General features: G+C 70.6%; 23 protein-coding genes and 1 pseudogene. 11 read left to right on the top strand and 13 right to left on the bottom strand.

Annotated elements, in window-relative coordinates; genetic code table 11:
* The first annotated feature begins 112 nt into the window (after positions 1–112).
* The 3 genes from ACWDUZ_RS03005 to ACWDUZ_RS02995 all read left to right on the top strand — a co-directional run bounded on the left by ACWDUZ_RS03005 (position 113) and on the right by ACWDUZ_RS02995 (position 3,871).
* The gene (locus ACWDUZ_RS03005) at positions 113–1,813 is read left to right on the top strand and encodes a chitinase (RefSeq protein ID WP_451629997.1); all 1,701 of its coding nucleotides are present in this window, start codon (positions 113–115) and stop codon (positions 1,811–1,813) included.
* A 143-nt stretch (positions 1,814–1,956) separates the two neighbouring features.
* A complete protein-coding gene (locus ACWDUZ_RS03000) occupies positions 1,957–2,481 on the top strand; it encodes a SigE family RNA polymerase sigma factor (RefSeq protein WP_451629996.1) in 525 nt (174 codons plus the stop codon).
* A 55-nt stretch (positions 2,482–2,536) separates the two neighbouring features.
* Positions 2,537–3,871 (top strand): hypothetical protein, encoded by a 1,335-nt coding sequence (locus ACWDUZ_RS02995; protein ID WP_451629995.1) that lies wholly within the window; start codon positions 2,537–2,539, stop codon positions 3,869–3,871.
* Here ACWDUZ_RS02995 and ACWDUZ_RS02990 read toward each other — a convergent pair.
* From ACWDUZ_RS02990 to ACWDUZ_RS02970, 5 genes and pseudogenes are all read right to left on the bottom strand, one after another.
* Positions 3,858–4,490 (bottom strand): hypothetical protein, encoded by a 633-nt coding sequence (locus ACWDUZ_RS02990; protein ID WP_451629994.1) that lies wholly within the window; start codon positions 4,488–4,490, stop codon positions 3,858–3,860. The two genes, ACWDUZ_RS02995 and ACWDUZ_RS02990, sit on opposite strands and share 14 nt — an antisense overlap.
* Before the next feature lie 91 nt (positions 4,491–4,581).
* Positions 4,582–5,288: pseudogene (locus tag ACWDUZ_RS02985) on the bottom strand (GntP family permease); the annotation flags it as partial.
* The gene (locus ACWDUZ_RS02980) at positions 5,287–5,697 is read right to left on the bottom strand and encodes a RidA family protein (RefSeq protein WP_451629993.1); all 411 of its coding nucleotides are present in this window, start codon (positions 5,695–5,697) and stop codon (positions 5,287–5,289) included. The pseudogene ACWDUZ_RS02985 and the gene ACWDUZ_RS02980, both read right to left, overlap by 2 nt.
* Positions 5,694–6,479 carry an IclR family transcriptional regulator gene (locus ACWDUZ_RS02975; protein ID WP_451629992.1) on the bottom strand — a complete coding sequence of 262 codons (786 nt, stop codon included), beginning with the start codon at positions 6,477–6,479 and terminating at the stop codon, positions 5,694–5,696. The genes ACWDUZ_RS02980 and ACWDUZ_RS02975 overlap by 4 nt, the downstream gene beginning before the upstream one ends.
* Positions 6,476–7,546, bottom strand: coding sequence for a sugar kinase (locus ACWDUZ_RS02970; RefSeq protein WP_451629991.1), 1,071 nt, complete (start codon positions 7,544–7,546; stop codon positions 6,476–6,478). Before ACWDUZ_RS02970 ends, ACWDUZ_RS02975 begins: the two co-directional genes overlap by 4 nt.
* Before the next feature lie 154 nt (positions 7,547–7,700).
* Here ACWDUZ_RS02970 and ACWDUZ_RS02965 point away from each other — a divergent pair, with 154 nt between their 5' ends.
* Positions 7,701–8,978: an amino acid deaminase gene (locus ACWDUZ_RS02965; RefSeq protein WP_451629990.1), complete on the top strand. Its 1,278-nt coding sequence runs from the start codon at positions 7,701–7,703 to the stop codon at positions 8,976–8,978.
* A gap of 82 nt (positions 8,979–9,060) precedes the next feature.
* Positions 9,061–10,710 carry an N-acyl-D-amino-acid deacylase family protein gene (locus tag ACWDUZ_RS02960; protein ID WP_451629989.1) on the top strand — a complete coding sequence of 550 codons (1,650 nt, stop codon included), beginning with the start codon at positions 9,061–9,063 and terminating at the stop codon, positions 10,708–10,710.
* A 38-nt stretch (positions 10,711–10,748) separates the two neighbouring features.
* Here ACWDUZ_RS02960 and ACWDUZ_RS02955 read toward each other — a convergent pair whose 3' ends face one another.
* Positions 10,749–11,621: a trypsin-like peptidase domain-containing protein gene (locus tag ACWDUZ_RS02955; RefSeq protein ID WP_451629988.1), complete on the bottom strand. Its 873-nt coding sequence runs from the start codon at positions 11,619–11,621 to the stop codon at positions 10,749–10,751.
* Between the two features lie 323 nt (positions 11,622–11,944).
* Positions 11,945–12,709, bottom strand: coding sequence for a hypothetical protein (locus ACWDUZ_RS02950; RefSeq protein WP_451629987.1), 765 nt, complete (start codon positions 12,707–12,709; stop codon positions 11,945–11,947).
* A gap of 191 nt (positions 12,710–12,900) precedes the next feature.
* Between ACWDUZ_RS02950 and ACWDUZ_RS02945 the strand changes: the two genes are divergently transcribed.
* Both ACWDUZ_RS02945 and ACWDUZ_RS02940 read left to right on the top strand, forming a co-directional pair.
* Positions 12,901–14,112 (top strand): pyridoxal phosphate-dependent aminotransferase, encoded by a 1,212-nt coding sequence (locus ACWDUZ_RS02945; RefSeq protein ID WP_451629986.1) that lies wholly within the window; start codon positions 12,901–12,903, stop codon positions 14,110–14,112.
* 171 nt (positions 14,113–14,283) lie between these two features.
* Complete coding sequence (locus tag ACWDUZ_RS02940) at positions 14,284–14,730, top strand: SCO4983 family protein (protein WP_451629985.1); 447 nt, start codon at positions 14,284–14,286, stop codon at positions 14,728–14,730.
* Between the two features lie 159 nt (positions 14,731–14,889).
* Here the strand turns inward: ACWDUZ_RS02940 and ACWDUZ_RS02935 are convergent, their stop codons facing one another.
* Positions 14,890–15,066: a hypothetical protein gene (locus ACWDUZ_RS02935; RefSeq protein WP_451629984.1), complete on the bottom strand. Its 177-nt coding sequence runs from the start codon at positions 15,064–15,066 to the stop codon at positions 14,890–14,892.
* A 464-nt stretch (positions 15,067–15,530) separates the two neighbouring features.
* Here ACWDUZ_RS02935 and ACWDUZ_RS02930 point away from each other — a divergent pair, with 464 nt between their 5' ends.
* Together ACWDUZ_RS02930 and ACWDUZ_RS02925 are read left to right on the top strand one after the other, a co-directional pair.
* Positions 15,531–16,115 carry a tetratricopeptide repeat protein gene (locus tag ACWDUZ_RS02930; RefSeq protein ID WP_451629983.1) on the top strand — a complete coding sequence of 195 codons (585 nt, stop codon included), beginning with the start codon at positions 15,531–15,533 and terminating at the stop codon, positions 16,113–16,115.
* On the top strand, positions 16,112–17,386 hold the full coding sequence (locus ACWDUZ_RS02925) for a glycosyltransferase (protein WP_451629982.1): 1,275 nt from the start codon (positions 16,112–16,114) through the stop codon (positions 17,384–17,386). Before ACWDUZ_RS02930 ends, ACWDUZ_RS02925 begins: the two co-directional genes overlap by 4 nt.
* Positions 17,387–17,479: 93 nt before the next feature.
* On the opposite strand, the gene rfbD is transcribed toward ACWDUZ_RS02925, so the two are convergent.
* Both rfbD and rfbB read right to left on the bottom strand, forming a co-directional pair.
* Positions 17,480–18,400 carry a dTDP-4-dehydrorhamnose reductase gene (gene rfbD / locus ACWDUZ_RS02920; RefSeq protein WP_451629981.1) on the bottom strand — a complete coding sequence of 307 codons (921 nt, stop codon included), beginning with the start codon at positions 18,398–18,400 and terminating at the stop codon, positions 17,480–17,482.
* Entirely contained in the window at positions 18,397–19,368 is a 972-nt protein-coding gene (gene rfbB, locus ACWDUZ_RS02915; protein WP_451629980.1) for a dTDP-glucose 4,6-dehydratase, read from the bottom strand. The genes rfbD and rfbB overlap by 4 nt, the downstream gene beginning before the upstream one ends.
* 161 nt (positions 19,369–19,529) lie before the next feature.
* On the opposite strand from rfbB, the gene ACWDUZ_RS02910 reads away from it, so the two are divergent.
* Positions 19,530–21,089 carry a hypothetical protein gene (locus ACWDUZ_RS02910; RefSeq protein WP_451629979.1) on the top strand — a complete coding sequence of 520 codons (1,560 nt, stop codon included), beginning with the start codon at positions 19,530–19,532 and terminating at the stop codon, positions 21,087–21,089.
* 198 nt (positions 21,090–21,287) lie between these two features.
* Here the strand turns inward: ACWDUZ_RS02910 and ACWDUZ_RS02905 are convergent, their stop codons facing one another.
* The 3 genes from ACWDUZ_RS02905 to ACWDUZ_RS02895 form a co-directional block, all read right to left on the bottom strand.
* Positions 21,288–21,893: a dTDP-4-dehydrorhamnose 3,5-epimerase family protein gene (locus ACWDUZ_RS02905; RefSeq protein WP_451629978.1), complete on the bottom strand. Its 606-nt coding sequence runs from the start codon at positions 21,891–21,893 to the stop codon at positions 21,288–21,290.
* Positions 21,874–22,827 carry a glucose-1-phosphate thymidylyltransferase RfbA gene (gene rfbA, locus ACWDUZ_RS02900; RefSeq protein WP_451629977.1) on the bottom strand — a complete coding sequence of 318 codons (954 nt, stop codon included), beginning with the start codon at positions 22,825–22,827 and terminating at the stop codon, positions 21,874–21,876. Before rfbA ends, ACWDUZ_RS02905 begins: the two co-directional genes overlap by 20 nt.
* Positions 22,828–23,087: 260 nt before the next feature.
* Entirely contained in the window at positions 23,088–24,935 is a 1,848-nt protein-coding gene (locus ACWDUZ_RS02895; protein ID WP_451629976.1) for a phosphoenolpyruvate carboxykinase (GTP), read from the bottom strand.
* Positions 24,936–25,233: 298 nt separating this feature from the next.
* Here ACWDUZ_RS02895 and trhA point away from each other — a divergent pair, with 298 nt between their 5' ends.
* Positions 25,234–25,947 carry a PAQR family membrane homeostasis protein TrhA gene (gene trhA, locus ACWDUZ_RS02890; protein ID WP_451629975.1) on the top strand — a complete coding sequence of 238 codons (714 nt, stop codon included), beginning with the start codon at positions 25,234–25,236 and terminating at the stop codon, positions 25,945–25,947.
* Positions 25,948–26,088 lie beyond the last annotated feature (141 nt).

Below are 26,088 nucleotides of genomic sequence, written 5' to 3'. Positions count from 1 at the left end.
CCCACCCATGACCGCCGTCACCCCGCTCCCTCCCCGCACGTGCCCGCACCTCCCTCCCCTCCCATCCCCCCCTCTCTTTTCCCCGGAGGCCTCAGTGGACCGCGTACCAGGCATGCCAACGAACAGACCGCTCCGGCCGCTGCGCATGTGGTCCGGAGCCGTGACCGCCGCCGTCGCCCTCTCCCTCGCGGGCACCGGCCAGGCGTCGGCGGCCGACGTCAACAACGCCAAGAACGCCGGATTCGAGTCAGGTCTGGGCAACTGGACGTGCTCGGCCGGCAGCGGTACGACCGTCTCCTCCCCGGTGCACAGCGGCTCGGCCGCCCTGAAGGCCACCCCGGCCGGGCTGGACAACGCCCAGTGCACCCAGACCGTCGCGGTCAAGCCCAACTCCACGTACACACTGGGCGCGTGGGTGCAGGGCGGCTACGCCTACCTGGGCGCCACCGGCACCGGCACCACGGACGTCTCGACCTGGACGCCGGACACCCCGTCCTGGAAGCAGCTCCGGACCACCTTCACCACCGGCTCCTCGACCACGTCGGTGACGATCTACCTGCACGGCTGGTACGGCACGGCCGCCTACTACGCCGACGACGTCTCGGTGTTCGGCCCGGACGGGGGCGGCGGCGGTGACCCGGCCCCCACCGTTCCGGCGGCCCCGGCCGGCCTGACGGCGACGGGGACCACGTCGTCCTCGGTGTCCCTGGCCTGGAGCACGGTCTCGAACGCGACCGGCTACAACGTCTACCGCAACGGCACGAAGGTCTCGTCGGTGACGGGCACCTCGGCGACCGTGACCGGCCTGTCCGCCTCGACGTCGTACTCCTTCCAGGTCACGGCGACCAACGCGGCGGGTGAGTCGGCGAAGTCGGCGACGGTGACCGCCACGACGGCGGGCAGCGGCGGCCCCGGCCCGGTCACCGGCCTGCCCAAGCACGCGGTGACCGGCTACTGGCAGAACTTCGACAACGGAGCGACCGTCCAGAAGATCTCGGACGTCCCCTCCGCCTACGACATCATCGCGGTGGCCTTCGCCGACGCCACGACCACGCCCGGCGCCGTCACCTTCAACCTCGACTCCGCGGGTCTGGGCGGCTACACCGTCGACCAGTTCAAGGCGGACATCAGGGCCAAGCAGGCGGCCGGCAAGAAGGTCATCGTCTCGGTGGGCGGCGAGAAGGGCACGGTGTCGGTCAGCGACTCGGCATCGGCGACGCGCTTCGCCGACTCGGTCTACTCCCTGATGCAGACGTACGGCTTCGACGGCGTCGACATCGACCTGGAGAACGGCCTGAACCCGACCTACATGTCGCAGGCGCTGCGCGCGCTGTCCGCGAAGGCCGGGCCGAACCTGATCATCACCATGGCGCCGCAGACGATCGACATGCAGTCGACGTCCGGCAGCTACTTCAGGACGGCCCTGAACATCAAGGACATCCTGACGGTCGTCAACACGCAGTACTACAACAGCGGTTCGATGCTGGGCTGTGACGGCAAGGTGTACTCGCAGGGCTCGGTGGACTTCCTGACCGCCCTGGCCTGCATCCAGCTCGAAGGCGGCCTCGCCCCGTCCCAGGTCGGCCTCGGCGTCCCGGCCTCTCCCAGCGGCGCCGGCAGCGGCTACGTCTCGCCCACCACCGTCAACAACGCCCTCGACTGCCTGACCAGGCTCAGCAACTGCGGCACCTTCAGGCCGTCGAAGACCTACCCCGACCTGCGCGGTGCCATGACCTGGTCCACCAACTGGGACGCCGCGGCCGGCAACGCCTGGTCCAACTCGGTCGGCGCCCACGTCCACGCCCTGCCGTGACCTGACACGCCGCACCCGACGCGACGCCCGGACCCACCCAGGGTTCCGGGCGTCGCCCGCGTTCTCGGGCGGATGAAACATTCCGGGGGGCCTGGCGCATCAATGAGGTGAGAGTGCCGGAGACGAGCGGGAAGCGGGGACGCATGAGGCAAGGGCGGGGAGACGGGTACGACGGGTATCCGGAGTTCGCCACGGCGCGCGCCGGGCATCTCTACCGGTCCGCCTGTCTGCTCACGGGCGGGGACACCCACCTCGCCGAGGACCTCGTCCAGGAGACACTGGGGCGGGTGTACGTCCGCTGGGGCCGGATCTCCCGGGTCGGCAATCCGGTGGGGTACGCCCAGACCGTCCTCACCCGCACCTTCCTCGCCCACAGGCGTCGCCACAGCAGCCGGCGGGAGCGTGCCACCGAGGTGCTCCCCGACGTCCCGGGGCCGGACGCGGGCGGAGACGCGCCGCTGCGCCTGACCCTGCTGGACGCGCTCGGCCAGCTGCCCCCCAAGGACCGGGCGGTGGTCGTCCTGCGCTACTGGGAGGACCGCAGCATCGAGGAGACGGCCGCCGTGATGAACACCAGCTCGGCCGCCGTGCGGACGCGCTGCGTCCGCGCGCTCGCCCGGCTGCGTCTGCTGCTCGGCGACGCCCTCGGCGAGTACGCCCGCCCCTGACCCGTTCCTCCGGCACCCGCATCACCGACCAACGTCCCAGAAACGGCGGTTCGCCATGCCTGCTGAACACCACGACGAACACCATGACCCCTTCGAGGAACGGTTCGCCGACGCCCTGCGCGACGCCGGCTCCACGTTCGCGGCCGACCAGCAGGAGCTGGCCGCCGGCGGCCGAGCGCGCGGGCGGCGGCTGCTGGTGCGGCGACGGGCCGCCGTCGTGGGCGGGGTCGCCGCGGTCGCGCTCATCGGGGTGGGCGGCTCCCTGGTCCTGCCCGGCGGGCAGGGCGACGGCGGCGGGCGGCGGTCCGTGGCCGACGGCCGGCCCTCGGGGCGGGCGGACTCCGCCCGCCCGGGAGCGGACGCGTCCGGGTCCTCCGGCTCCGGCGTCTCCGCCCAGGAGCTCGTCCGCACCCTCGAACGGCTGCTGCCCAAGGGCCGGTTCAGCGCCCCGGACGGACGCGGGACCGACGGCACCCCCCTCACCAAGGCCGCCGGCGGTCCCTCCGGGAAGGACGTCGGCGGCAGCGCCTTCGCCCAAGTCGTGTACGACGACGGACGAGGCAAGGCCGCCGTGGCCGTCTCCCTCGGCCTGGTCCCGCCGGGCAGCCAGGAAGCCACCCAGACCACCCAGTGCCCCGAGCGGGTGTACATCGCCTACGACACCTGTACCAGCACCAAGCTGTCCGACGGTTCCGCCCTGATGATCCTCAAGGGCTACGAGTATCCGAACAAGCGCAGCGGGACGAAACTGTGGCGCGCCGAACTCGTGACGCCGACGGGCGCGCACGTCGGTGTGCAGGAGTGGAACGCCGCCGCGGAGAAGGACTCACCCGTCACGCGCGCGGAACCGCCGTTGTCCGCCGAGCAGTTGAAGACGCTGGCCACCGCGCCCGAGTGGCGGGCCGCCGCGGGCGCCCTCCCCGTCGATCCCCGGACGACCGCCGCGCCGGGCGCGACGACGGCCCACCACGGCTCTGTCACGGCGACGCTCGCCCGGCTGGTGCCGCACGGGCTGAAGATCGTCTCCCTGAGCCGGTCGGACGACTACGAGTTCGGGCACGTCGTCGTCGACGACGGCCGGGGCGCGACCCTGGTGCAGGTCAACGTCCAGCCGGACGCGCGGGACGTCGAGGGCGAGCTGTTCGGGGCCGGGACCAGGACCCTGCCCGACGGGACCAAGGTCGTCCGGCGTGAGCAGGCCGGCGAGAAGGGCATCGCCGGGATCGTCATGTGGACCGTGGACACCATCCGGCCCGACGGCCGCCGGGTGGTCATCAGCGCCTTCAACTCCGGCGCGCAGAACACCCCGGCGACCCGTCGGACCCCGGCTCTGACCATGCGGCAGCTGGAGGCGATCGCCACCGACCCGAAGTGGCTCAAGATCGGCTGATCGCCGTGTCCTCCTGGGCCGCGTCCTTCTCGGCCGTGCCGTCCTGGGCGTCCGCCGCGCCGTCGTCGAAGTAGGCGTCCAGGACCGCGTCCAGCCGGCTCTCCCACTCGCCGAAGCGGGACCTGGAGGGAGCCTCGATCTCGATGGGGTACCAGCGGCGCTCGGGCGTGTGCACGGTGATCGTGAACCGCTTGCCGAAGCGAGGCGTCGCCGTCTCGACGGCGCCGATCTCCTCCCAGCGGAACTCGCACTCCTGGTCGTCCAGGCTGAGACGTACGCCCCTGTGGTCGGCGACGATCCGGGCGCGGCGGTCGGCGGCCTCGAAGACGGGGCCGTCGGGAGCCTCGTCCGCCGTGGCAGGCTCCTCGGCGCCTTCCGCGGCAGGCTCCTTCTCGTGCCGTTCCGCGGCAGGCTCCTCGTGCCCTTCCGCGGCGGCCTTCTCGGCCTCCGGGCTCGTGTCCTCCGGTTCCCCGTCCAGCCCGGCGTCCTCGGGCCTCGCGTCGTCCGGCTCCTCCGTCGCCGGCATCGGGAGGCCGGGGATGAACGCCGGGTCGAACCCGGCGCCCGTCACGGGCTCGCTCTTCAGGGGCTGGCTGCTCGAACCTATGCGCTGCTCCACAGCGGGCAGTATGGTCGACAATCCTGTGCCCGGCACAGCCAGCCCCTGACTTCGTTATCGGATGCCTACAACGGCACCGCCCGACGCCCGCTCAGACGAACAGGCTCAGCACGGCGGCCACCGCGAAGCCCGCGACCGACAGCACGCTCTCCAGCACCGTCCATGTCTTGAGCGTGTCCCGTTCGCTGATGCCGAAGTACTTCGCCACCATCCAGAAGCCGCCGTCGTTGACGTGCGAGGCGAAGATGGAACCGGCCGAGATCGCCATGATGACCAGGGCGACGAAGGCCTGCGAGTGGTGGCCCTCGGCCAGCAGCGGGGCCACGATGCCCGCCGTGGTCACGATCGCCACCGTCGCCGAGCCCTGCGCCACCCGCAGCACCAGCGAGATCAGGTAGGAGAGCACGATCACCGGCAGGCCCACGCCGTTGAAGGTGTCCGACAGGGCCTGGGCGCCCCGCTCGCCTTCAGGACCGCGCCGCAGACCCCGCCCGCGCCGACCACCAGCAGGATGTTGCCGACCGGTTTCAGGGACGCCGTGGACACCGTCTCCAGCGACTTGCGTGACCAGCCCCGGCGGATGCCCGGCAGGTAGTACGCCAGCACCAGCGCGATCGTCAGCGCCACGAACGGGTGGCCGAGGAACTCGATCACCGACCGGACGGTGGACGGGTCCAGCGCGACCGAGGAGAAGGTGGCCGCGAGGATCAGCACCAGGGGCGTACCGATGATGCCGACGACCGTCGCGAGCGCCACCGGCCGCTCCTGGGGCCGTACGCCCGAGCGCCGCTGCTCCTCAGCCGAGTACGGCGAGCGCGTCGATCTCGACGAGGAGTCCCGCGGGCAGGCCGACGTAGACCGTGGTGCGCGCGGCGGGCGGCTGGGTGAGGCCCTGCTCCTCGAAGTACGCGTTGTAGATGTCGTTCATCTCCGCGAAGTGGTCCACGTCCGTCAGATAGACGCGGATCATCATGACGTCGTCCCAGCTCGCGCCGCCTTCTTCGAGGATCGCCTTGACGTTGGCGAGGGTCTGGAGGGTCTGCTCGCGCAGGGTGGGACCGGCGGGCGTGGGGGGCTTGCCCTCCTCGGCGGGCAGGAAGCCGACCTGGCCGGCGACCTGGAGGATGTTGCCCTTCTTCACACCGTGGGAGAACTTCGCGGGCGGGGTGGTGTGGGTCTTGGGGGTGAGCGCGGTCTTCTCGGTCATACGGCGTCCCTGTCCGGGGTGGTGGCGGGGGTGGTCACGGGGGTTCGCCCGGAGTACTCGCCGCTGATGGCGTCCGCGGTACGGCGCACCTGCGGGAGCAGCGTGAGGAGCTCGTCGGCGGTGACGACGACGTTCGGCGCGGAGACCGACATCGCGGCGACCACCCGGCCGTCGGCGCCCCGGACGGGGGCGGCGACGCAGTTGATGGACTCCTCGTGGCCGCCGAGGTCGGTGGCCCAGCCCTGTTCGCGCACCGTCGTCAGCTCCTTGAGGAAGGCGGCGGCGTTGGGTGTCGAACGGGCCGTGTAGAGGGGGTAGTCGAGCTTCTCCGCGACGGCGCGGCGCTCGGCCTCGGGCAGGTCGGCCAGCAGCAGTTTGGCCACGGCGGCGACGGTGATGGCGACCGGCTTGCCGATCCGCGAGTACATGCGTACCGGGTAGCGGCTCTCCACCTTGTCGATGTAGAGCACCTCGCCCTCCTCGTACACGGCGAGGTGGACGGTGTGTCCGCAGCTCTCGTTCAGCCGGGTCAGGTGGGGGTGGGCGATCTCGCGGATGTCGAGGTTCTCCATCGCCTCCTGGGCGAGGGCGAAGAGGCGGGCGCCCAGGCGGTAGCGCTGGTCGGACTGCCGGTAGACCAGGCCGTGCTCGTGGAGGGTACGCAGCAGCCGCAGGGCGGTGGACTTGTGGACGCCGAGGCGGTCGGCGACCTGTCCGAGGTCGGCGGGTCCCTCGGCGAGCAGCGGCAGGATGCTCAGCGCTCGGTCGACGGTCTGGCTCATGGCGTACGTACCTCCTCGTCGGCTCCCTGGGCGGTGCCTGTCCAGCCGGGGCCGAGTCGAAGTGTCCCCCACGCGGCCTCGTCGAGGGCGGTCAGCCGGTCGGCGTGGTCGCGGGCGGGGGGGACGGCCAGGTCTCCGGGGACGGTGAGCGCGGCGGCGGCCATGAGGTGGCCGTGGCGCAGCCGGTCGCGTACGGGCAGCCCGCGCAGGGTGGCGGACAGGTAGCCGGCGGCGAAGGCGTCGCCGGCGCCGACGTGGGCGACGACGTCGACCTCGGGTGCCCGGACGGACGTCGCCTGTCCGTCGCCGTCCTCCAGGCCGTCCGTGTTGCTGTCGAACGCGGTCGCCCCGGCCGGGCCCTGCTTGACGACGACGGTCTCCGGCTCGGGCAGCGCCTCCCGGACGGCCCGGCCGCCGTGCAGGCCCCAGGCCTGGCGGGCCTCGTCGTCGCCGACGAACACCAGATCGGCGCGGCGCGCCAGTTCCAGCAGCACGTCCGGCCCGTCCGCGTCCCGCCACAGCCCGGGCCGGAAGTTGACGTCGAAGGAGACCAGCGGACGCCCGGGGCGGGGTGCCGTCAGCTCCCGCATCAGCGCCAGGCAGTCGTCGGAGAGCGCCGCCGTGATCCCGGACAGGTGCAGCACGCGGCACGCGCCGAGCGCCGCCTCGTCGACGTCGCCGACCTTCATCGCGGAGGCCGCCGAACCGGACCGGTAATAGGCGACCTCGTGGGCGTCGGTGGCGCGGTCCCCGGCGGTGCGGAAGTAGATGCCGGTGGGGCGGTCCGGGTCGCGCCGTACGGCCGAGACGTCGACGCCGTACGAGCCGATCGTCTCCACCAGATGGTCGCCGAAGCCGTCCGCGCCGACCCGGCCGACCCAGCGCGCGGAGTGCCCGGCGGCGGCGAGCATGCAGGCCACGTTGGACTCGGCGCCGCCGATGGCCCGTTCGAAGGCGGGTACGTCGGCGAGGCGGCCGGGCCGGGTGGGAAGGAACGTGACCATGGACTCGCCGAGCGCGACGACGTCGACGGCGTCGGGGCTGTTGCAGGGTCCGGTGGCGGTCACGATGCTCTGGGCTCCTCGATGAGGTGAGGGGTGAGGTGAGGGGGTCGCGGGACTTCCGTTCGTTGACCTCGCGTGGCCAGGATGTTAGACAGCAGTGAGCGACACATGCAATGAGCATTGCAATATGTGCAACGCATCTGATCAGGGAGGTTCCATGAAGAGTGAGGCGCTCGCCCGTCTGGCCGAGGAACGCGTCGACCACCGGTTCAAGGGACTCCCGCCGGACGCGGACGGGATGACCGTGGGCGAGCTGGCCGCCCAGCGCCGCAACCTCTTCACCGACGGCTTCGCCACGCCCGTGCTCGCGCTGTCCGCCGAGCGTCTGGAGCACAACCTGAAGCTGATGGAGACGTACGCGGCCCGCCACGGCCTCGCCTTCGCACCGCACGGCAAGACCTCCATGGCGCCCCAGCTCTTCCACCGGCAGATCGAGCACGGGGCGTGGGGCATCACGCTCGCGGTGCCTCATCAGGTGCGCGTCGCACGGGCGTTCGGCGTCGAGCGGGTCTTCCTGGCCAACGAGCTGGTGGACCCGGCCGCCCTGCGCTGGATCGCCGCCGAACTGACCGCCGACCCGTCCTTCGGCTTCGTCTGCTACGTCGACTCCGTGCGCGGCGTCGAGCTGATGGACGCGGCCCTGCGCGAGGCCGGCGCCGCGCGTCCGGTCGACGTGGTCGTGGAGCTCGGCGCGGGCGAGGACGCGCGCACCGGGATCCGTACGGAGACGGAGTGCGCGGCCGTCGCCGACGCGGTGGCGGCCACCACGACCCTGCGACTGGTGGGGGTCGCCGGGTACGAGGGAGAGGTGCCGCAGGCGGACCCGGAGCGGGTGCGCGCGTGGCTGGACCGGCTCGTCGCCCTGGCCGTGGGCTTCGACAAGGCCGGACGGTTCGCCGGGACCGACGAGATCGTGGTGAGCGCGGGCGGCAGTGCCTGGTTCGACGCGGTGGCCGCCGCGTTCACCGAGATCCCCGAGCTGTCGCGGCCGGTGCTCAGGCTGCTGCGTTCAGGCGCGTACGTCTCGCACGACGACGGCCACTACCGGAAGCTCACCCCCTTCAACCGCGTCCCCGAGGAAGGCGCCCTGGAGCCCGCCTTCCGCCTGTGGACGCAGGTCGTCTCCCGTCCCACCGCCGAGCAGGCGTTCGCCAACGCCGGCAAGCGGGACGCCGCCTACGACCTCGACCTGCCCTTCGCCCAGGTGGTGCGGCACAGCGGCGGAGGCGGCGAACGCCCGGCCACCGGCATCACCGTCACCGGGCTGTCCGACCAGCACGCCTGGCTGCGCACCACGCCGGAGGCCGCGCTGGAGGTCGGCGACTGGGTCGGCATGGGCCTGTCGCACCCGTGCACGTCCTTCGACAAGTGGCAGCTGATCCCGGTCGCGGAGGCGGACGGCACGGTCGTCGACTACATCCGTACCTTCTTCTAGAAGCCGGAGGCGTACGTCCAGAGCCTTTTTCCACAGCCGGAAGCCGGAACCCACCAGCCACCAGAGCCACAGAGGAGACCCCATGGATCCGGTCGAGCTCGCCGATCTGACCGATCTCGTCATCCGCGACGCGGACGTCGTCGACGGCACCGGCGCGCCCTCCTACCGCGCCGACGTGGCGATCAAGGACGGCCGGATCGTGTCGATCGTCAAGGAGGCCGCGGCGGCCGGCTGCCAGCGGCCCCGCGGGCGCCGGCAACTCGACGCGGAGGGCCTGGTCCTCTCCCCCGGCTTCATCGACATGCACGCCCACAGCGACCTCGCCCTGCTGCGCGACCCCGACCACAGCGCCAAGGCCGCGCAGGGCGTCACCCTGGAGGTGATCGGTCAGGACGGGCTGTCGTACGCGCCGGTCGACGACCGCACCCTTCAGGAGGTGCGCCGGGCGATCACCGGCTGGAACGGGTACGGCGACGACATCGACTTCACCTGGCGCTCGGTGGGCGAGTACCTGGACCGCCTCGACCACGGCTTCGACGGCGAGGGCATCGCCGTCAACGCGGCCTGTCTGATCCCGCAGGGCACGGTCCGCGCGCTCGCCGTGGGCTGGGAGGACCGCGAGGCCACGCAAGAGGAGCTGGACCGGATGCGGCGCCTGGTCGCCGAGGGCATGGAGCAGGGCGCCGTCGGCATGTCCTCCGGGCTCACCTACACGCCCGGCATGTACGCGAAGAACGCCGAACTGACCGAACTGTGCCGGGTGGTGGCGGCGCACGGCGGCTACTACTGTCCGCACCACCGCAGTTACGGCGCCGGAGCGCTCCAGGCCTACGCGGAGATGGTGGCCCTCACCCGTGAGGCGGGCTGCCCGCTGCACCTGGCGCACGCCACCATGAACTTCGGCCCGAACAAGGGCCGCGCCCCCGAACTGCTGGCGCTGCTGGACGACGCGCTCGCCGCCGGCGCCGACATCACCCTCGACACCTATCCCTACACCCCGGGCTGCACCACCCTGGTGGCCCTGCTGCCCAGCTGGGCGAGCGAGGGCGGCCCGGAGCAGATCCTGAAGCGGCTCACCGACGAGGCGACCGCCGAGCGGATCCGCCGCCATCTGGAGGTCACCGGCTCCGACGGCTGCCACGGGGTGCCGGTGGAGTGGGAGACGATCGAGATCTCCGGGGTGACCGCACCCGCGCTCGCCGAGTACGTCGGCCACACCGTCCGGGCCTCGGCGGACCGGCGCGGCGAGAGTCCCTGGACGGTCGCCCGCCGGCTGCTGACCGAGGACCGGCTCGGCACGACGATCCTCCAGCACGTCGGCCACGAGGAGAACGTCCGTACGATCATGCGCCACCGCGTCCACACCGGCGGCTCCGACGGCATCCTCCAGGGCACCAAGCCGCATCCGCGCGCCTACGGCACCTTCCCGCGGTATCTGGGCCGCTATGTGCGCGAGTTGGGCGTGCTGTCGCTGGAGGAGTGCGTCGCGCATCTCACCGGCCGCCCCGCGGCCCGGCTGCGACTGCCGGACCGCGGGACCGTCCGCGAGGGTCACCGGGCCGACCTCGTCCTCTTCGACCCGGCCACGGTCGCACCGGGCTCCACCTTCGAACAGCCCCGCGCACTGCCGACGGGAATCCCCTACGTCCTGATCGACGGCCGGTTCGTGATCGAGGACGGGCGCCGCACGGACGTGCTTGCGGGGCGGGCGGTACGCCGTACTCCGGCGTGACCGCCCGCCGCGGCGCGCGGTACGGACCTCGTGCCGGCCTACGGCTTGGGCAGGACGCAGCCGCTCGCATTCAGGTCGAGCCGGTTGCCGGTGGTGAAGCAGGCCGGTATCTGGTAGGTCTCCTCGGCGTAGTTGATGCCCTGCCGGACGGTGACGTTGCCGCTCTCGTCGACCTCGCACGGGTTGTTCACGGTGCAGCGCTCGCCGTCCTCGTTGCCGGTGTTGTTGACGGCGACGACCTTGCCGGTGGCGGTGTCGACGACGGGCGAGCCCGAGGTACCGCCGATGGTGTCGCAGGCGGAGGTGTAGCGGACGGAGTCCTTCCAGGTCCAGCCGCCCTCCTTCAGGCGGTAGACGAACCCGTCGACGGAGCAGCTGTAGATGCGCTTCCAGTAGCCGGAGACGACCTTGATGGCCGTGCCCGCCACCGGGTGGGTGTCGCTCAGGCTCAGCGCGGAGATGCCGTACGAGCCGCGGATCTGCGCGTAGGTGCGGGTGAGCTGGTAGATCGTGACGTCCGTGTCGGTCATGGTCGAGTAGGCGACCTTGGCGGCGCGGAGCGTCCCGACCCGGCTGCCGGCCGAGTTGAGCAGGCCGAAGGAGCGGCTGGAGGACCGGCCGACGATGACCTCGCCGGGCTCCGGGAAGCCCGTCTCCAGGCAGTGCCCGTTGGTGAGCACGAGCGCCGGGTCGCTGTCCGCGGAGCGCGGGAAACGGACGAGGGAGCCGGAGCAGTTGCTCAACGCGACGGTGCCGGCGAAGTCGACGGCCTTGAGCGCGGGCGCCGAACCGACGGTCTTCGTCGCGGGCGCGGGTGCCGTACCGCCGGTCTGCGTGGCGGCGACCGCGGGCGCCATGCCCGCCCCGGTGATCACCAGGGAGGCGAGTGTGGCGAGGAGAGGCTTGTTCATGTGGGGGTCCCCTCTGTCAGACGCGGGCGGCCGGAGATCTTCCGGTCGCCTGTCTTGTCATGCGCATTGTGATAGCGCGAAGGGGTGGCCACAAGAAGCCGTCCGGCCGAAGCCGGTAAGGCGACGGGCCATCAGAACCCGTGCCCAGACGGACGGTCCGACGGTCGACGAACCGTCAGAATTCGATGCCGGTGGGGTCCTTCATGCCGGTGCGGCAGTGGGGGGAGAGGACGTGCCGGCTCCGGGCGCTTGCTCGTCCAGTGCCGTCCGGTGCCGGCCAGTGCCGTCTCGCACCTCGGTGCCGTCCCGCACCCCAGTGCCGCCTAGTGCCAGTGACCGCGGCCGCGGCCCCCGTGACCGCGGCCGGAGGAGCCCGGTGTGCTGAGCGTGGGGGTGGGTGTGGACGTCGGGGCGGTGCCCGGGGTGGTGGCGGTGGACCCCGGCCGGGAGGGGGTCGCGCTCGTCGTCCGGGATTCCGGGGCGCCCAGCGAGGCGGTGGCGCTCGCCGTGGTGGCCGGGGACGTTCGCCCGTCGCCCGGGGCGGAGGACCCCTGGGCGCCGGACGATACGGAGTCGTCCGAGGAATCCGCGGACGGGGTGCCGCTCGCGACGGTGTCGGCGTCGGCCGTCGGCTCCCCGTGCTCCCGGTCGCCCCGCGCTCCGCTCCCCGACGAGTTCAGCGCCGTGAAACCGGCGATCAGGGCGAGGGACACGGCACCCACGGCCCCGGCGGCGATCACCGCGCGCCGCGACCGCCGGGCGCCGCGCCGCTGCTCCACCCGCCGCGCACGGCGGCCGCCGCCCGGCCCGGCACCGCCAAGGGGCTCCGCACCGCCGTCCGGCTCCCCGCCGGGGTGCGGCTCCGCGGCGCCGTATCGTCCTGCCTCGAGGTACTGGCCCGCTCCGTCATACCGACCAGGCCCGTCGCACTGCCCGGCGTCCTCGTCCCGCTCCGCGCCCGGTGGCGGGTCGGCCGGTACCGGGGGCATCTCCCGTGTCTCGTCGTACGCGGTCTGCCACCCGTGGGCGACCGCCGGGTCGGCGTACTCCTCGTACGCCGGGATCGGCGCGGCATGCGGGTGGTACACGTTCGGCGGCTCCTGGGGCCCGTCACCCGAGCGTGGGACACCAGGAGTCTGCGGAGGCATGGACATGGCTTGAAATCCTAGGTACCAGAGGGGCCGATGGGACAGCTACCGCCGGTAATGGTCATGCCCGGCCGTCTCGCGTGGCGGATAACACGACGCATGGGGCGTTACCAAGCCGTAAGCTCCCAGACATGCAAGTGATCCAGTCGACCAAGCTCGCCAACGTCTGTTACGAGATCCGCGGCCCGGTTCTCGAGGAGGCCATGCGGCTTGAGGCGGCGGGCCACCGCATCCTCAAGCTCAACACCGGCAACCCGGCCGCGTTCGGGTTCGAGTGCCCGCCGGAGATCCTGGAGGACATCCTCCGCAACGTCTCCACGGCCCACGGCTACGGCGACGCCAAGGGCCTGCTGGCCGCCCGCCGCGCGGTCGTCATGCACAACCAGACCCTCGGCATCGAGACCGACGTCGAGCACGTGTTCATCGGCAACGGCGTCTCCGAGCTGATCGTGATGGCGATGCAGGGGCTGCTCGACGACGGCGACGAGGTGCTCGTACCGGCGCCGGACTACCCGCTGTGGACGGCCGCCGTCTCGCTGTCCGGCGGCACCGCCGTGCACTACCGCTGCGACGAGCAGTCCGACTGGATGCCCGACCTCGCCGACGTGGAGCGCAAGGTCACCGACCGCACCAAGGCGATCGTCATCATCAACCCGAACAACCCCACGGGCGCGGTCTACGACCCGTCCGTGCTCAAGGGCCTGACGGACATCGCCCGCCGGCACAACCTGCTGGTCTGCTCCGACGAGATCTACGACAAGATCCTCTACGACGGCGCCACGCACACCCCGACCGCCTCGGTCGCCCCGGACCTGCTGACCCTGACGTTCAACGGCATGTCCAAGGCGTACCGGGTGGCCGGTTACCGGGTGGGCTGGATGTCGATCTCCGGCCCGCGCGCGCACGCCGACTCCTACATCGAGGGCCTGACGATCCTGGCCAACATGCGTCTGTGCGCGAACATGCCGGGACAGCACGGCGTGGTCGCGGCGCTCAGCGGCCGGCAGACCATCAAGGAACTGGTCCTGCCGGGCGGGCGGCTCAAGGAGCAACTGGACGTCGCCTACGACCTGCTCACCCAGATCCCGGGCGTGACCTGTGTACGCCCCAAGGGGGCGCTGTACCTCTTCCCGCGCCTGGACCCCAAGGTCTTCAAGATCAGGGACGATCGCCGCATGGTCCTGGACCTGCTGCGCCGGGAGAAGATCATGGTGGTGCAGGGCACGGGCTTCAACTGGCCCGAGCCGGACCACTTCCGGGTCGTCACCCTGCCCTCGGTCGGCGACCTGCGCGACGCGATCGGCCGGATCGGCAGCTTCCTGGACGGTTACAGCCAGCCCTGAGCTTCGACCGGACCGGACCGCCCGAGCACGGCCGGCTCCTCGACGCGGACGACCCCGGTGCGATGCGCCTTCACGTACCGTGCCCTTACGAGCCGGTTGTGCGAACCGACTCAACTTTAGACGCATTCTAAGCTAGGATGCCTTCTGTCAGAGCACAGGAGGCCATCCACCATGTACGAACCGATCCGCACCAAGTCGGTCCACAGCCCGATGGCCGGCACCACCTCGGACTTCCCCCATCGTTCCCGGGAGGAAGAGCTGGACATCCAGCTCGCGGGCCATCTCGCGGCGCTGCTCGCCACCACGGACGAGCTCCGCGCACTGACCCCGTCCCCCGACCTGGACACGGCGGCCGAGCGCCTCGCCGGTCAGGTGGCCCGCCTGCGCGGAGGCCGCACCCCGGTCCGCGCGTCGGTGCCCGCCGATGCCGTGGGTCAGGGCCCGGACGAGGCCGCGGCGCTGCACCAGAGGGCCCACGCGCTCGCCGGCCGCGCCCTCGTCGTCGCCGCGTCCCGGGCGGACACGGCGGCGGCCATCCTGGCGGCCGAGCGGATGGACGCGCACGCGGCCGCTGCCGACCGGGGAGAACACCAGGAGCTGAGCGGCGCCGCCTCATGATCGGCCCCGGTCCGCGTGCACCCGCAGCGACACGCGGACCGGGCGCCATGACACCGAGCCGGCGATCGCCGGCGACCGCGGGCCCACATCTCCTTCCACCCCGTCTTCGCGTCCTCCGGATTCCGGGTGAGCCGCGGCCGGCTCCATGACGAGTTCACGTCAGCCGAACATCACCACGAACACGACGAACGCCACGAGGATCGCGAGCACGATCATCCAGACCGGCCAGTTCCCGCGGCCCTGCGGCTCCTCGGGGCCACCACCGCGCGGACGGTCCTCGTTCAGGTCCGGGGTGTCCGGGCGGTCATGCTTGTAGAAGTCACCATCTCCAGCCATGGCCTGATCACGCTCCTTCACCGGGGTCAGTCCCGAGTACCCCTGAGCCGACCCGGCCATACGACCAGGCACGACGGACTGAGTGGGTCCGGCCGCGGTGCCGAGCGGTCTCCTGGATCACCCGAAGCCGCGGCGACACTTCGGTCGCCGGGGCGCTCAGGCCGCTCTGGCGTCGGACCGTCGGTCGTCCCGCACCGTACGCCGTCAGGGCACGGCGCCGAACGAACCACCGGCCGTCACCCTCGGCGCCCCGCCTCGACCCAGCCTTCGGATCAGTGCGCGAGCGTCCCGCCACTCAGCAGATGAAAATAAGGAATTGGAGAATACATTCCGCTGAAACAACTTATCTGCTGCGTACATTCGAGTGGTCCACGACTCCAATTACCCTTTGAACAGCCGCCACAAAGGATCAAACTCGTAACGTCGGTGGAGTGAAACGCAGGAGATTGTGGGCAGGAATTGCCGTGACGGCAGGGCTTGCCACCGGGGCGACCCTATGGGTGGTGTATTCTCACGCGCCCCCGCCCCCCGCATCCAAGAACGCGTCGGCATCCAAACCCCCGCAGCTCGCCGCCCTTTTACAGGCCGCGAATCTGCAGACGCGTCACCACGACTTCGCCGGTGCCACCCGAACCTACCGCAAAGTGCTGGAGATCGACCCGAAGAACAAGGTCGCCTGGTACAACCTCGGGGTCGTCGCGCAGCAGGAAGGCAGGGTCACCGACGCCCGTAAGGCCTACGACAAGGCTTTGGCGGTCGATCCGGAGTACGCCTCGGCCCTGTACAACGAGGCACTCCTGCTGAAGTCCGATGCGCCCGACCAGGCCATGCGCCTGCTCAGGCGCGCCATCGCCACCCAGCCCAAGGCCCCCACAGCCCACCTTCAACTCGGCTTGATCCTGGCGCGGAAGGACCGCGACGAGGAGGCCGAGGACGAGTTCCGCCGTGCTGTCGCGGCCGATCCCTCGCTGCACTCCCATGTGCCGCAGAGGTTCCAGGACCACGTGAGCCCCACCCCCCTCTCGAGCCAGGCAGGTGCTACCAGATGACCTCGACCCCCACTCCCAGGTTCTCCGTCTTCACCCCCAGCCACCGACCCCGTTTCCTCGACGAGTGCCTCAAGTCCCTGCAGGCGCAGACCTGTACGGACTGGGAATGGATCGTGCTGCTCAACAACGGCGCCCGGTGGCGACCGGAGCGGGAGGACGACCGGGTCCGCGTGGAGATCGCGGACGAACTCCACGGCGTCGGGGCGGCGAAGCGCAGGGCATGTGAACTGGCACGCGGCGAGATCCTCGTGGAACTCGACCACGACGATCTCCTGGCGAAGGCATGCCTGGCGGAGCTGGCCAAGGCGTTCGACGCGCACCCCGAAGCCGTCCTGGTCTACAGCAATACCGCACAGATCACCGAGAACGGCAAGCGCGACGACTCCCGCTTCAACGAGGCGTACGGCTGGAAGTACGAGGACGTACGCGTCGACGGCCGCAAGCTGCTCCAGGCGATCTCCCTGGAGCCGACGCCGCACAACGTCTCCTACATCTGGTACGCGCCGAACCACGTGCGAGCGTTCCGCAGGGAGAGCTACGAGCAGGCCGGCGGGTACGACGCCACGCGTACGGTGCTGGACGACCAGGACCTGATGTGCCGCCTCTTCCACATCGGCGACTTCCACCACATCCCGCGCTGCCTGTACCTGCAGCGGATGCACCCCGCGAACACCCAGCGCGACCCGCAGATCAACGCCCATATCCAGCGCGAGACGGTGGCTCTGTACGACAAGTACATCGAGGCCAACGCCCTCGCCTGGACACACCGGCGCGGGCTGCTCGCCCTCGACCTCGGCGCGGCCCACCGCAAGCCGCCCGGCTACCTGGGCGTGGACCAGTACCCCGGGGAAGGCGTCGACATCGTCGCGACCCTGCCCAAGAAGCTGGACCTGCCCGACGACTCCGTCGGCCTGATGCGGGCGGTCGACTTCCTCGAGCACGTGCCCGCCAAGATCCCCCTCATCAACGAGCTGTACCGGCTGCTGGCCCCCGGCGGCATGCTCCTGACGATGACGCCCAGCTCCGACGGCCGCGGTGCGTACCAGGACCCGACTCACGTCGCCTTCTACAACGAGAACTCCTTCTGGTACTACACGGACAACCAGTACCGGGCCTTCGTGCCGGAGATCCAGGCGAAATTCCAGTCGTCGCGGCTGGTCACCTACTTCCCGACCGAGTGGCACTCCCGGAACAACATCTCCTACGTCGTCGCCAATCTCATCGCGATGAAGGAAGGCGCCGAGCGCAGCGGAGGACCTCTGCTGGTCTAGACAAGCTGTTCCGAACGCCTGTACACGGAAGAGACGCCCCGCGGACCATCGGGTTCCGCGGGGCGCCCCCGTGCCGGGCCGGGCTCGCGCCGGTCAGACCCTCAGCCCGGCGCCCTCCTCGCGTGCCGCGGCCGCCAGAGCGGCGAAGGGCGGTGTGGCCAGGGCCGCGGCCAGCTGGTCGTCCCACCGCGGCAGGGACGTGAGACCACACCGGGCCCATCTGTCGTGCCCGAGAACACCGAAGGCCGGACGCACGGCCGGACGCGGGTACTTGTCCGAACCGACCGGGCGGACCCGCTCCGGGTCCAGGCCGCACAGGCGGAACGTTTCCCGCGCCAGGCCGTACCAAGTGGTGTGGCCTGCCGCCGTGGCGTGGTAGACACCGGCCGACGCCCGGCCGGCCAGGGCTGACCGGCCGAGAGCGGCCAACTGCCGGGCGAGCGCGCGCGACCAGGTCGGCTGGCCGTGCTGATCGGCCACCACGTCCAGGGTTCCGCGCCGGGCCGCGAGGTCGAGAACGGTGGCAACGAAGTTGCGGCCGTGCGCGCCGTAGAGCCAGGCGGTCCGCACGATGTAGCCGGTGTCCGCGAGCAGTTCGGTGACGGCCCGCTCCCCGGCCAGCTTGCTGCGCCCGTAGGCGTTCACCGGCCTCGTCGGCGCGTCCTCGGCGTAGGGCTCACGGCTGTCGCCCGGGAACACGTAGTCGGTGGACACGTGCAGCAGGACCGCGCCGCCGTCCGCGCAGGCCCGTGCCAGATGGTGGACGCCCGTGCCGTTGACGGCCGTTGCCGCCGCCTCGCACGCCTCGGCACCGTCGACGTCCGTCCAGGCGGCGCAATTGACCACGACGTCCCTGCCCCGGACGGCCGCGCGCACGGCGGCTGGATCGGTGACGTCCAACTGGTCACGGCTCAGTCCCGTCACAGTGGCGTCCGCGTCGGTGGCCAGTTCGGCCAGCATGTCCTGTCCCAGGAGCCCGCCGGCGCCCGTCACCAGCCACTGTGTGCTCGTCACAGCCGGGCCCTCTCCTTGAGCGGCTCCCACCAGGAGCGGTGCGCGCGATACCAGGAGACCGTGGCGGCCAGGCCCTCGGCGAAGTCCGTTCGGGGGGTGTAGCCGAGCTCTTCGCGAATCTTGCTGTCGTCGAGCGAGTAACGCAGGTCGTGCCCCAAGCGGTCGGCGACGTGCTCGACCCGGTCCCAGTCCGCGCCGACCGCGTCCAGCAACAGACCGGTGAGCTTGTGGTTGCTCACCTCGGTCCCGCCGCCGATGTGGTAGATCTCCCCGCTTCTGCCGCCGTTCAGGACCAGGTCGATGCCCCGGCAGTGGTCGGAGACGTGCAGCCAGTCGCGGATGTTCCGGCCGTCCCCGTACAGGGGGACCGTCCTGCCGTCCAGCAGGTTGGTGATGAAGAGCGGAACGACCTTCTCGGGGAACTGGTGCGGCCCGTAGTTGTTGGAGCACCGGGTGACCACGACGTCCACGCCGTGGGTGCGGTGGTAGGCGAGCGCCAGCAGGTCGGCGCCGGCCTTCGAGGCCGAGTACGGGGAGTTCGGAGCGAGCGGCCACTCCTCCGTCCACGAGCCTTGGCTGATCGAGCCGTACACCTCGTCGGTGGAAACCTGCAGGAATCGGCCGACGCGATGCCGTCGGGCCGCGTCCAGCAGCACCTGAGTGCCCAGCACGTTCGTGCGGACGAACGGACCGGCCCCGTCGATCGACCGGTCGACGTGCGACTCGGCGGCGAAATGCACCACCGCGTCCTGGCCGGCCATCACCTGGTCGACCACGTCCGGGTCGCAGATGTCGCCCCGCACGAAGGTGAAACCGGGGTGCTCCCTCACCGATTCCAGATTGGCCTCGACCCCCGAGTACGTGAGTTTGTCGAGAACGGTGACACGCGCCGACGGCTCGGATCTCATTCGTTGGCGGACATATTCCGAACCGATGAATCCGGCACCGCCGGTCACAAGGATACGCATGGCTCTCCGATTTCCGTCCCCCCGATTTTCCTTTTACCCGGCCTTCCGAAGAGGGGGTGGGACCCGTCACCGGAAACTGCTCCTCACGCTACCCAAGGCGCCTGCTTCTGCTCGGCAGGCCCGCTGGATTCATGTGGGTGTCGCCGGATTCGGCGCCGGGCGTGGGTGACTGCCGGAAACTGTGGCCGGACACGGCCGGTGCCCCGGGGCCGAAGCCTCGGGGCACCGCCGCTGATTCCCTGGTCAGTCGGGCCTCACGCCCCGGCGGGGGCACAGACCGCGAAGGCAGTGACCTCACCGGGAGCGGTGGCGGTTGCCGTCCAGCCCGTCACCGGGCCGGTACCGACCGGAGCACTCTCGGTCACCACGACACCGTCGGCGGCCTGGTATCCGCCAGCGACGGCCACGTCGGTCCCGGTGCAGGTGGCGGTCGACGTCGGTCCCTGCACACCAGTCACGACGACGGTGTCTGCCACGCCGCCCTGGGCACCCTGGACACCCTGGGGACCCACGTCACCCTGGGGACCCTGCAGACCGAGGTCACCCTGAGCACCCTGGGGACCCACGTCACCCTGAGCACCCTGGGGACCCACGTCACCCTGGACACCCTGGGGACCCACGTCACCCTGGACACCCTGCGGCCCGACGTCACCCTGGACACCCTGCGGACCCAGATCACCCTGAGCACCCTGCGGACCAATGGGGCCGATGTCACCGGTGACGCCCTGGAAGCCCTGCGGACCCTGAAGACCGGTGGCACCCTGCGCACCCTCCGGACCCGTGAGACCGGTGGAACCGGTGGCACCCTGCGGACCCTGTGGACCCTCGGCACCGGTCAGGCCGGTCGCACCGGTGGCACCCTGCGGGCCCATCGGACCAGTGGCACCCGTGGCACCCGTCGCACCGGTCTCACCCTGGAAGCCCTGCGGACCCTCGGCACCGGGGTCACCCTGGGGGCCCTCCGGGCCCACGTCACCCTGAATACCCTGCGGACCCTCGGGACCGGTGGCGCCGGTGTCACCGGTGTCACCCTGGAAGCCCTGCGGACCCTGAACACCGGGGTCGCCCTGAACTCCGGGCACGCCCTCGGCACCCTGCGGACCCTCGGCACCGGTCAGGCCGGTCGCACCGGTGGCACCCTGCGGGCCCATCGGACCAGTGGCACCGCTGGCACCCGTCGCACCGGTCTCGCCCTGCGGGCCCATCGGGCCCGTGGCACCGCCGGCTCCGACGCTGCCCTGGGCACCGGTGGCGCCCTGGACGCCCTGCGGGCCCTGCTCTCCGGGCACACCCTGGAAGCCTTGCGGACCCTGAGGTCCCGGCTCTCCGTTGCCGGTACCCACAGGACCCTGCGGGCCCATCGGACCGGTGTCACCCGTGTCGCCCTTCACGCCCTGGGGGCCCTGCTCGCCCGGGACACCTTGTGGGCCCGGCACACCGGGCTCACCCTGCGGCCCCCGAGGACCGGTGTGGCCACGTGGCCCCTGCGGCCCACGATCGTGGTCTCCATGCGGGTCGGCCGAGGCCGCCTGGTACCGGTCGGCGCTGACGGCACCGTTCGGGCCGGGCAGTCCCGCATTGCTGCTCGCGCCGGACCGGTGGATGGCGTCGGCGACGGCCACCGCGCTCGGAGTGATATTGAGGACGACGGCAAGCGCGCCCGCCGTAACCATGGTGGCAGATCTCACACGAGAAATCCGCATTGTTCTACGGCTCACTGAGAACCTTCCTCGTGAAACTTGGGGAAGTGACCACACCGCAAGCACACATGCTGCGCGCCCTCGCCGATCGCGGCCACTGGCAGTGCCATTGTTCACTTGCGGCGACGGAATGCTAAGAATTGACCCCTGGCATAGGCCAAGATCACCCGAGCGGCCGAAACGGTCCTCAGAGGTACAGCAAGCCGGGAAATTTTCGCCTCAGTGGAACGCGGCGGCCACGAGGCTTCTGCGATATGCGTCGCATGCCGCGAACGAGGGCAGCAGGCCTTGCCGTTCGGCCTCCTCGATCGTGGGCGCCGCCGCATCCTTGGCGGAAAGAACCGGCACGAGATCCCCGGGCCAACCGATGGCCAGTGCAGGGTCGAGCGGATTGATTCCGAACTCCCTTTGCGGTGCGTATCCTTCCGAGCACAGGTAGACAACCGTGGAGTTGTCCTCCAGCGCCATGAACGCGTGCCCCAGACCTTCTGAGAGGTAGACGCAGCGATGTGTCCTGTCATCCAGTTGCACCGCCTCCCATCTCCTGAAGGTCGGCGAGCCGGTACGGATGTCGACCACCACGTCGAGGACGGCACCGCTGACGCATGTCACGTATTTCGCCTGGCCCGGCGGAACCGACGCGTAGTGGATACCGCGCAAGGTTCCGCGCACCGACCTGGAGCAGTTGGCCTGCGCGAGGCGGAGCCGCTGGCCGAGAGAATCGTGGAACCTCTCGACCTTGAACCACTCGTGGAAGCGGCCCCTGTCGTCCGTGAACACCGTGGGAGTGTCCACCCAGGCCCCTTCAATGCCCAATGGCTGCACGATGAGCGCCTCCTTCCTCCGCCAGGTCGGTCTGCTTGCCACCGTCCCTCGGGGGCGCGACCAGGTGCCGGTGGTCCTCCAGCAGGCTCAGCAGGTAGCGGCCGTACCCGCTCTTGAGGAGCGGCCGGGCCAGTTCGCGGAGCCGGTCGTCGTCGATGAGGCCGGCCCGCCAGGCCGCCTCCTCGATACAGCCGACTTTGAAGCCCTGGCGCTCCTCGATCACCCGGACGAATTCCGACGCCTGGACCATGGAGGTGAAGGTCCCGGTGTCCAGCCAGGCGGTACCCCGGTCGAGCTGGGTGACATGAAGCCTCCCGGCCGCGAGATACGCCCTGTTGACGTCGGTGATCTCCAACTCGCCCCTGACGCTGGGACTCAGGCCGCGAGCGATCTCCACGACGTCGTTGTCGTAGAAGTAGAGTCCGGGCACGGCATATCGCGACTTCGGCCGGGCCGGCTTCTCCTCGACGGACAGCGCCCGGCCTCGTTCGTCGAACTCCACGACGCCGTAGGCAGAGGGGTCTGCGACCTGATAAGCGAAAACCCTGCCACCCGTCAACTCGCGGTAGCGGGCCAGTCGGGTGCCCAGACCGGTGCCGTGGAAGATGTTGTCGCCCAGAATCAGTGCGACGGAATCGTCACCGATGAAGTCCGCCCCCAGGACGAAGGCATGGGCGATTCCCTCCGGCCGCTCCTGCGTCACATATTCGAGCCGCAGGCCCAGTTGGCTGCCGTCGCCGAGCAACCGGCGGAACTGGTACTGGTCTTCCGGAGTGGTGATGATCAGGATCTCCCGGATACCCGCCATCACCAGTGTGGAAAGAGGGTAGTAGACCAACGGTTTGTCGAATACCGGCAACAACTGCTTCGACACCGAGCGGGTCAACGGCCATAGTCTCGAGCCGGTACCCCCGGCCAACAGAATTCCGCGCACGGCATCACCATAGGTGAATGGCCCGCAGGTACAGTCGTTTTCGCGGCGTGTGGCGGGGTGGGGCGTGAGAAATCACGCCCGGGAAAGCAACGACGGGCCCACCCCGTACGCCGTTGTGCGGAGTGGGCCCGTGACCGGACCGGGTGAGGACCGGGTTCCCGCGGCCGGCCGGAGCGACATCGCCGGTCAGGGCACGTCGTGACCGGCCGCGGAGCTGGTGTCGTCCGGGCGCCCGCCCGGGCGACGCGGAGGGCGGGGTCTCAGCCCAGGCGCTCGACCAGCGCCCGGTACTGGTCCCACAGCTCCTTGGGAGTGTGGTCACCGAAGGTGTTCAGGTGCTCGGGGACCAGGGCGGCCTCCTCGCGCCAGACGTCCTTGTCGACCGTGAGCAGGAACTGAAGGTCGGACTCGGACAGCTCCAGGCCGTCGGTGTCCAGCGACTCCTTGGCCGGCAGGATGCCGATCGGGGTCTCGACGCCCTCGGCCTTGCCCTCCAGGCGCTCGACGATCCACTTCAGCACGCGGCTGTTCTCGCCGAAGCCGGGCCAGACGAACGTGCCCTCGTCGTTCTTGCGGAACCAGTTGACGTAGTAGATCCGGGGCAGCTTGGACTCGTCGCCGTCGCGGGCGACCGCCGTCCTGCCCATCTCGATCCAGTGACCCATGTAGTCGCCCATGTTGTAGCCGCAGAACGGCAGCATGGCGAACGGGTCGCGGCGCAGCTCGCCGACCTTGCCCTCGGCGGCAGCGGTCTTCTCGGAGGCCACGTTGGCGCCGAGGAAGACGCCGTGGTTCCAGTCGAAGGACTCCGTCACCAGCGGCACCGCGCTGGCCCGGCGGCCGCCGAACAGGATCGCCGAGATCGGCACGCCCTTGGGGTCCTCCCACTCCGGCGCGATGATCGGGCACTGGGCGGCGGGGGTGGTGAAGCGGGCGTTGGGGTGGGCGGCGGGCTCGGCGGAGTCCGGGGTCCAGTCGCGGCCCTTCCAGTCGGTCAGATGGGCCGGGGTCTCCGGTGTCATGCCCTCCCACCACACGTCGCCGTCGTCGGTGAGGGCGACGTTGGTGAAGACGGAGTTGCCCCACAGGGTCTTCATCGCGTTGGCGTTGGTGTGCTCGCCCGTGCCGGGCGCCACGCCGAAGAAGCCGGCCTCGGGGTTGATCGCGTACAGGCGGCCGTCCTCGCCGAACCGCATCCACGCGATGTCGTCGCCGATGGTCTCCACGGTCCAGCCGGAGATCGTCGGCTCCAGCATGGCGAGGTTGGTCTTGCCGCAGGCGCTCGGGAAGGCGGCGGCGACGTACTTGGACTCACCGGTGGGCGGGGTGAGCTTGAGGATCAGCATGTGCTCGGCCAGCCAGCCCTCGTCGCGGGCCATGACCGAGGCGATGCGCAGGGCGTAGCACTTCTTGCCCAGCAGCGCGTTGCCGCCGTAGCCGGAGCCGTAGGACCAGATCTCGCGGCTTTCCGGGAAGTGCGAGATGTACTTGGTGGAGTTGCACGGCCAGGGGACGTCCGCCTGGCCCGGCTCCAGCGGTGCGCCGACGGAGTGCACGGCCTTGACGAAGAAACCGTCGTCGCCGAGCTCGTCGAGGACCGGCTGTCCCATGCGGGTCATGGTGCGCATGGACACGGCGACGTAGGCGGAGTCGGTGATCTCGACGCCGATCGCCGACAGCGGGGAGCCCAGCGGGCCCATGCAGAACGGGACGACGTACATCGTCCGGCCCTTCATCGCGCCGCGGAAGACCCCGCCCTTGCCGTCCGTGCCCCGGAAGATCTCCCGCATCTCGGCGGGCGCCTTCCAGTGGTTGGTCGGGCCGGCATCCTGCTCCTTCTCGGAGCAGATGAACGTCCGGTCCTCCACGCGGGCCACGTCCGAGGGGTCCGAGGCCGCGTAGTAGGAGTTGGGGCGCTTGATCGGGTCGAGTTTCTTGAACGTGCCCTTCTGGACGAGTTCCTCGCACAGTCGGTCGTACTCGGCCTCTGATCCGTCACACCAGACCACGTTGTCCGGCTGCGTGAGTTCCGCGATCTCGTTCACCCACGAGATCAGGTCCTGGTGGTTGGTCGGGATGACGGGGGGAGCCGCGATGTCTCGCGCCACGATCGCTCCTAAATGAGGGGTTTTTGTCCTGTTCGCCCCGTGGGGCTTCGACCCGGATGCTTCGCAGCCGCTCATCCGGTGCCGACCGCACTCATTTGATCATCCGACTACTCCGCCCATCTGTCCAGAGGGCCGCACAGGTGAGCAACGTGAGGAAGGCCACGGTTTCCGTGATTCTTTGCGTCCGCCTTGGGCTCAACGGAAGAACTTTTTGCGTTCCGGGGCCGCTACGCGATCACCCGGCGCTCACGCTGTGCACTCACGCCCGACTTACGGTGACGTAGGTACGATGCCCCGCATGACTGCGTCCGCCTCCGACGCGCCCCTGGACAAGCCGGCCGGTGGCCGCGGTCCGGCGGCGCTCTCCCTGCCGCATCCGGTCAAGCCGAAGCTGCGCGGCTGGTTGCACCTGGGCATGTTCCCCGCCGTGCTCATAGCGGGCCTGGTGCTCACCGCGCTGGCCGACTCCACCCGCGGCCGGATCGCCTGCGGCGTCTACGTCCTCACCGCCTGCCTGCTGTTCGGGGTGAGCGCGCTGTACCACCGGGGCAACTGGGGCCCACGCCTGGGCGGCGTACTGCGGCGTCTCGACCACGCGAACATCTTCCTGATCATCGCGGGCACCTACACGCCGCTGACCCTGTTGCTCCTGCCCGGCGCCAAGGGCCAGTGGCTGCTGTGGGGGATCTGGGCCGCGGCCCTCGCCGGCATCGGCTTCCGCGTCTTCTGGGTCGGTGCGCCCCGCTGGCTCTACACCCCCTGCTACATCGCGATGGGCTGGGCGGCCGTGTTCTTCCTGCCGGACTTCCTGCGCACCGGCGGCATCGCGGTCCTGGTCCTGGTGATCGTCGGCGGGCTCCTCTACAGCGCGGGCGGCGTCGTCTACGGCATCAAGCGCCCGAACCCGTCCCCGCGCTGGTTCGGCTTCCACGAGGTCTTCCACTCCTTCACGCTGGCGGCCTTCGTGGTGCACTACGTGGGGATCTCACTGGTCGCCTACCAGCACGCCTGACCACCACGCCTGGCCCTTACGCGCCCCACGGCCCGCCTTCGGTCGCCTCCCCAGGACCCGGCCCGGCCCCCGACCGCCCGTCCCGCACGCCCCTCCCGGCCACGGCTCACACGAGCCGTGGCCCTTTTCGCGTACCCGAAA

Source organism: Streptomyces sp. NPDC003393, assembly GCF_053589015.1.
This window is presented reverse-complemented; position numbering and strand designations above follow the sequence as displayed.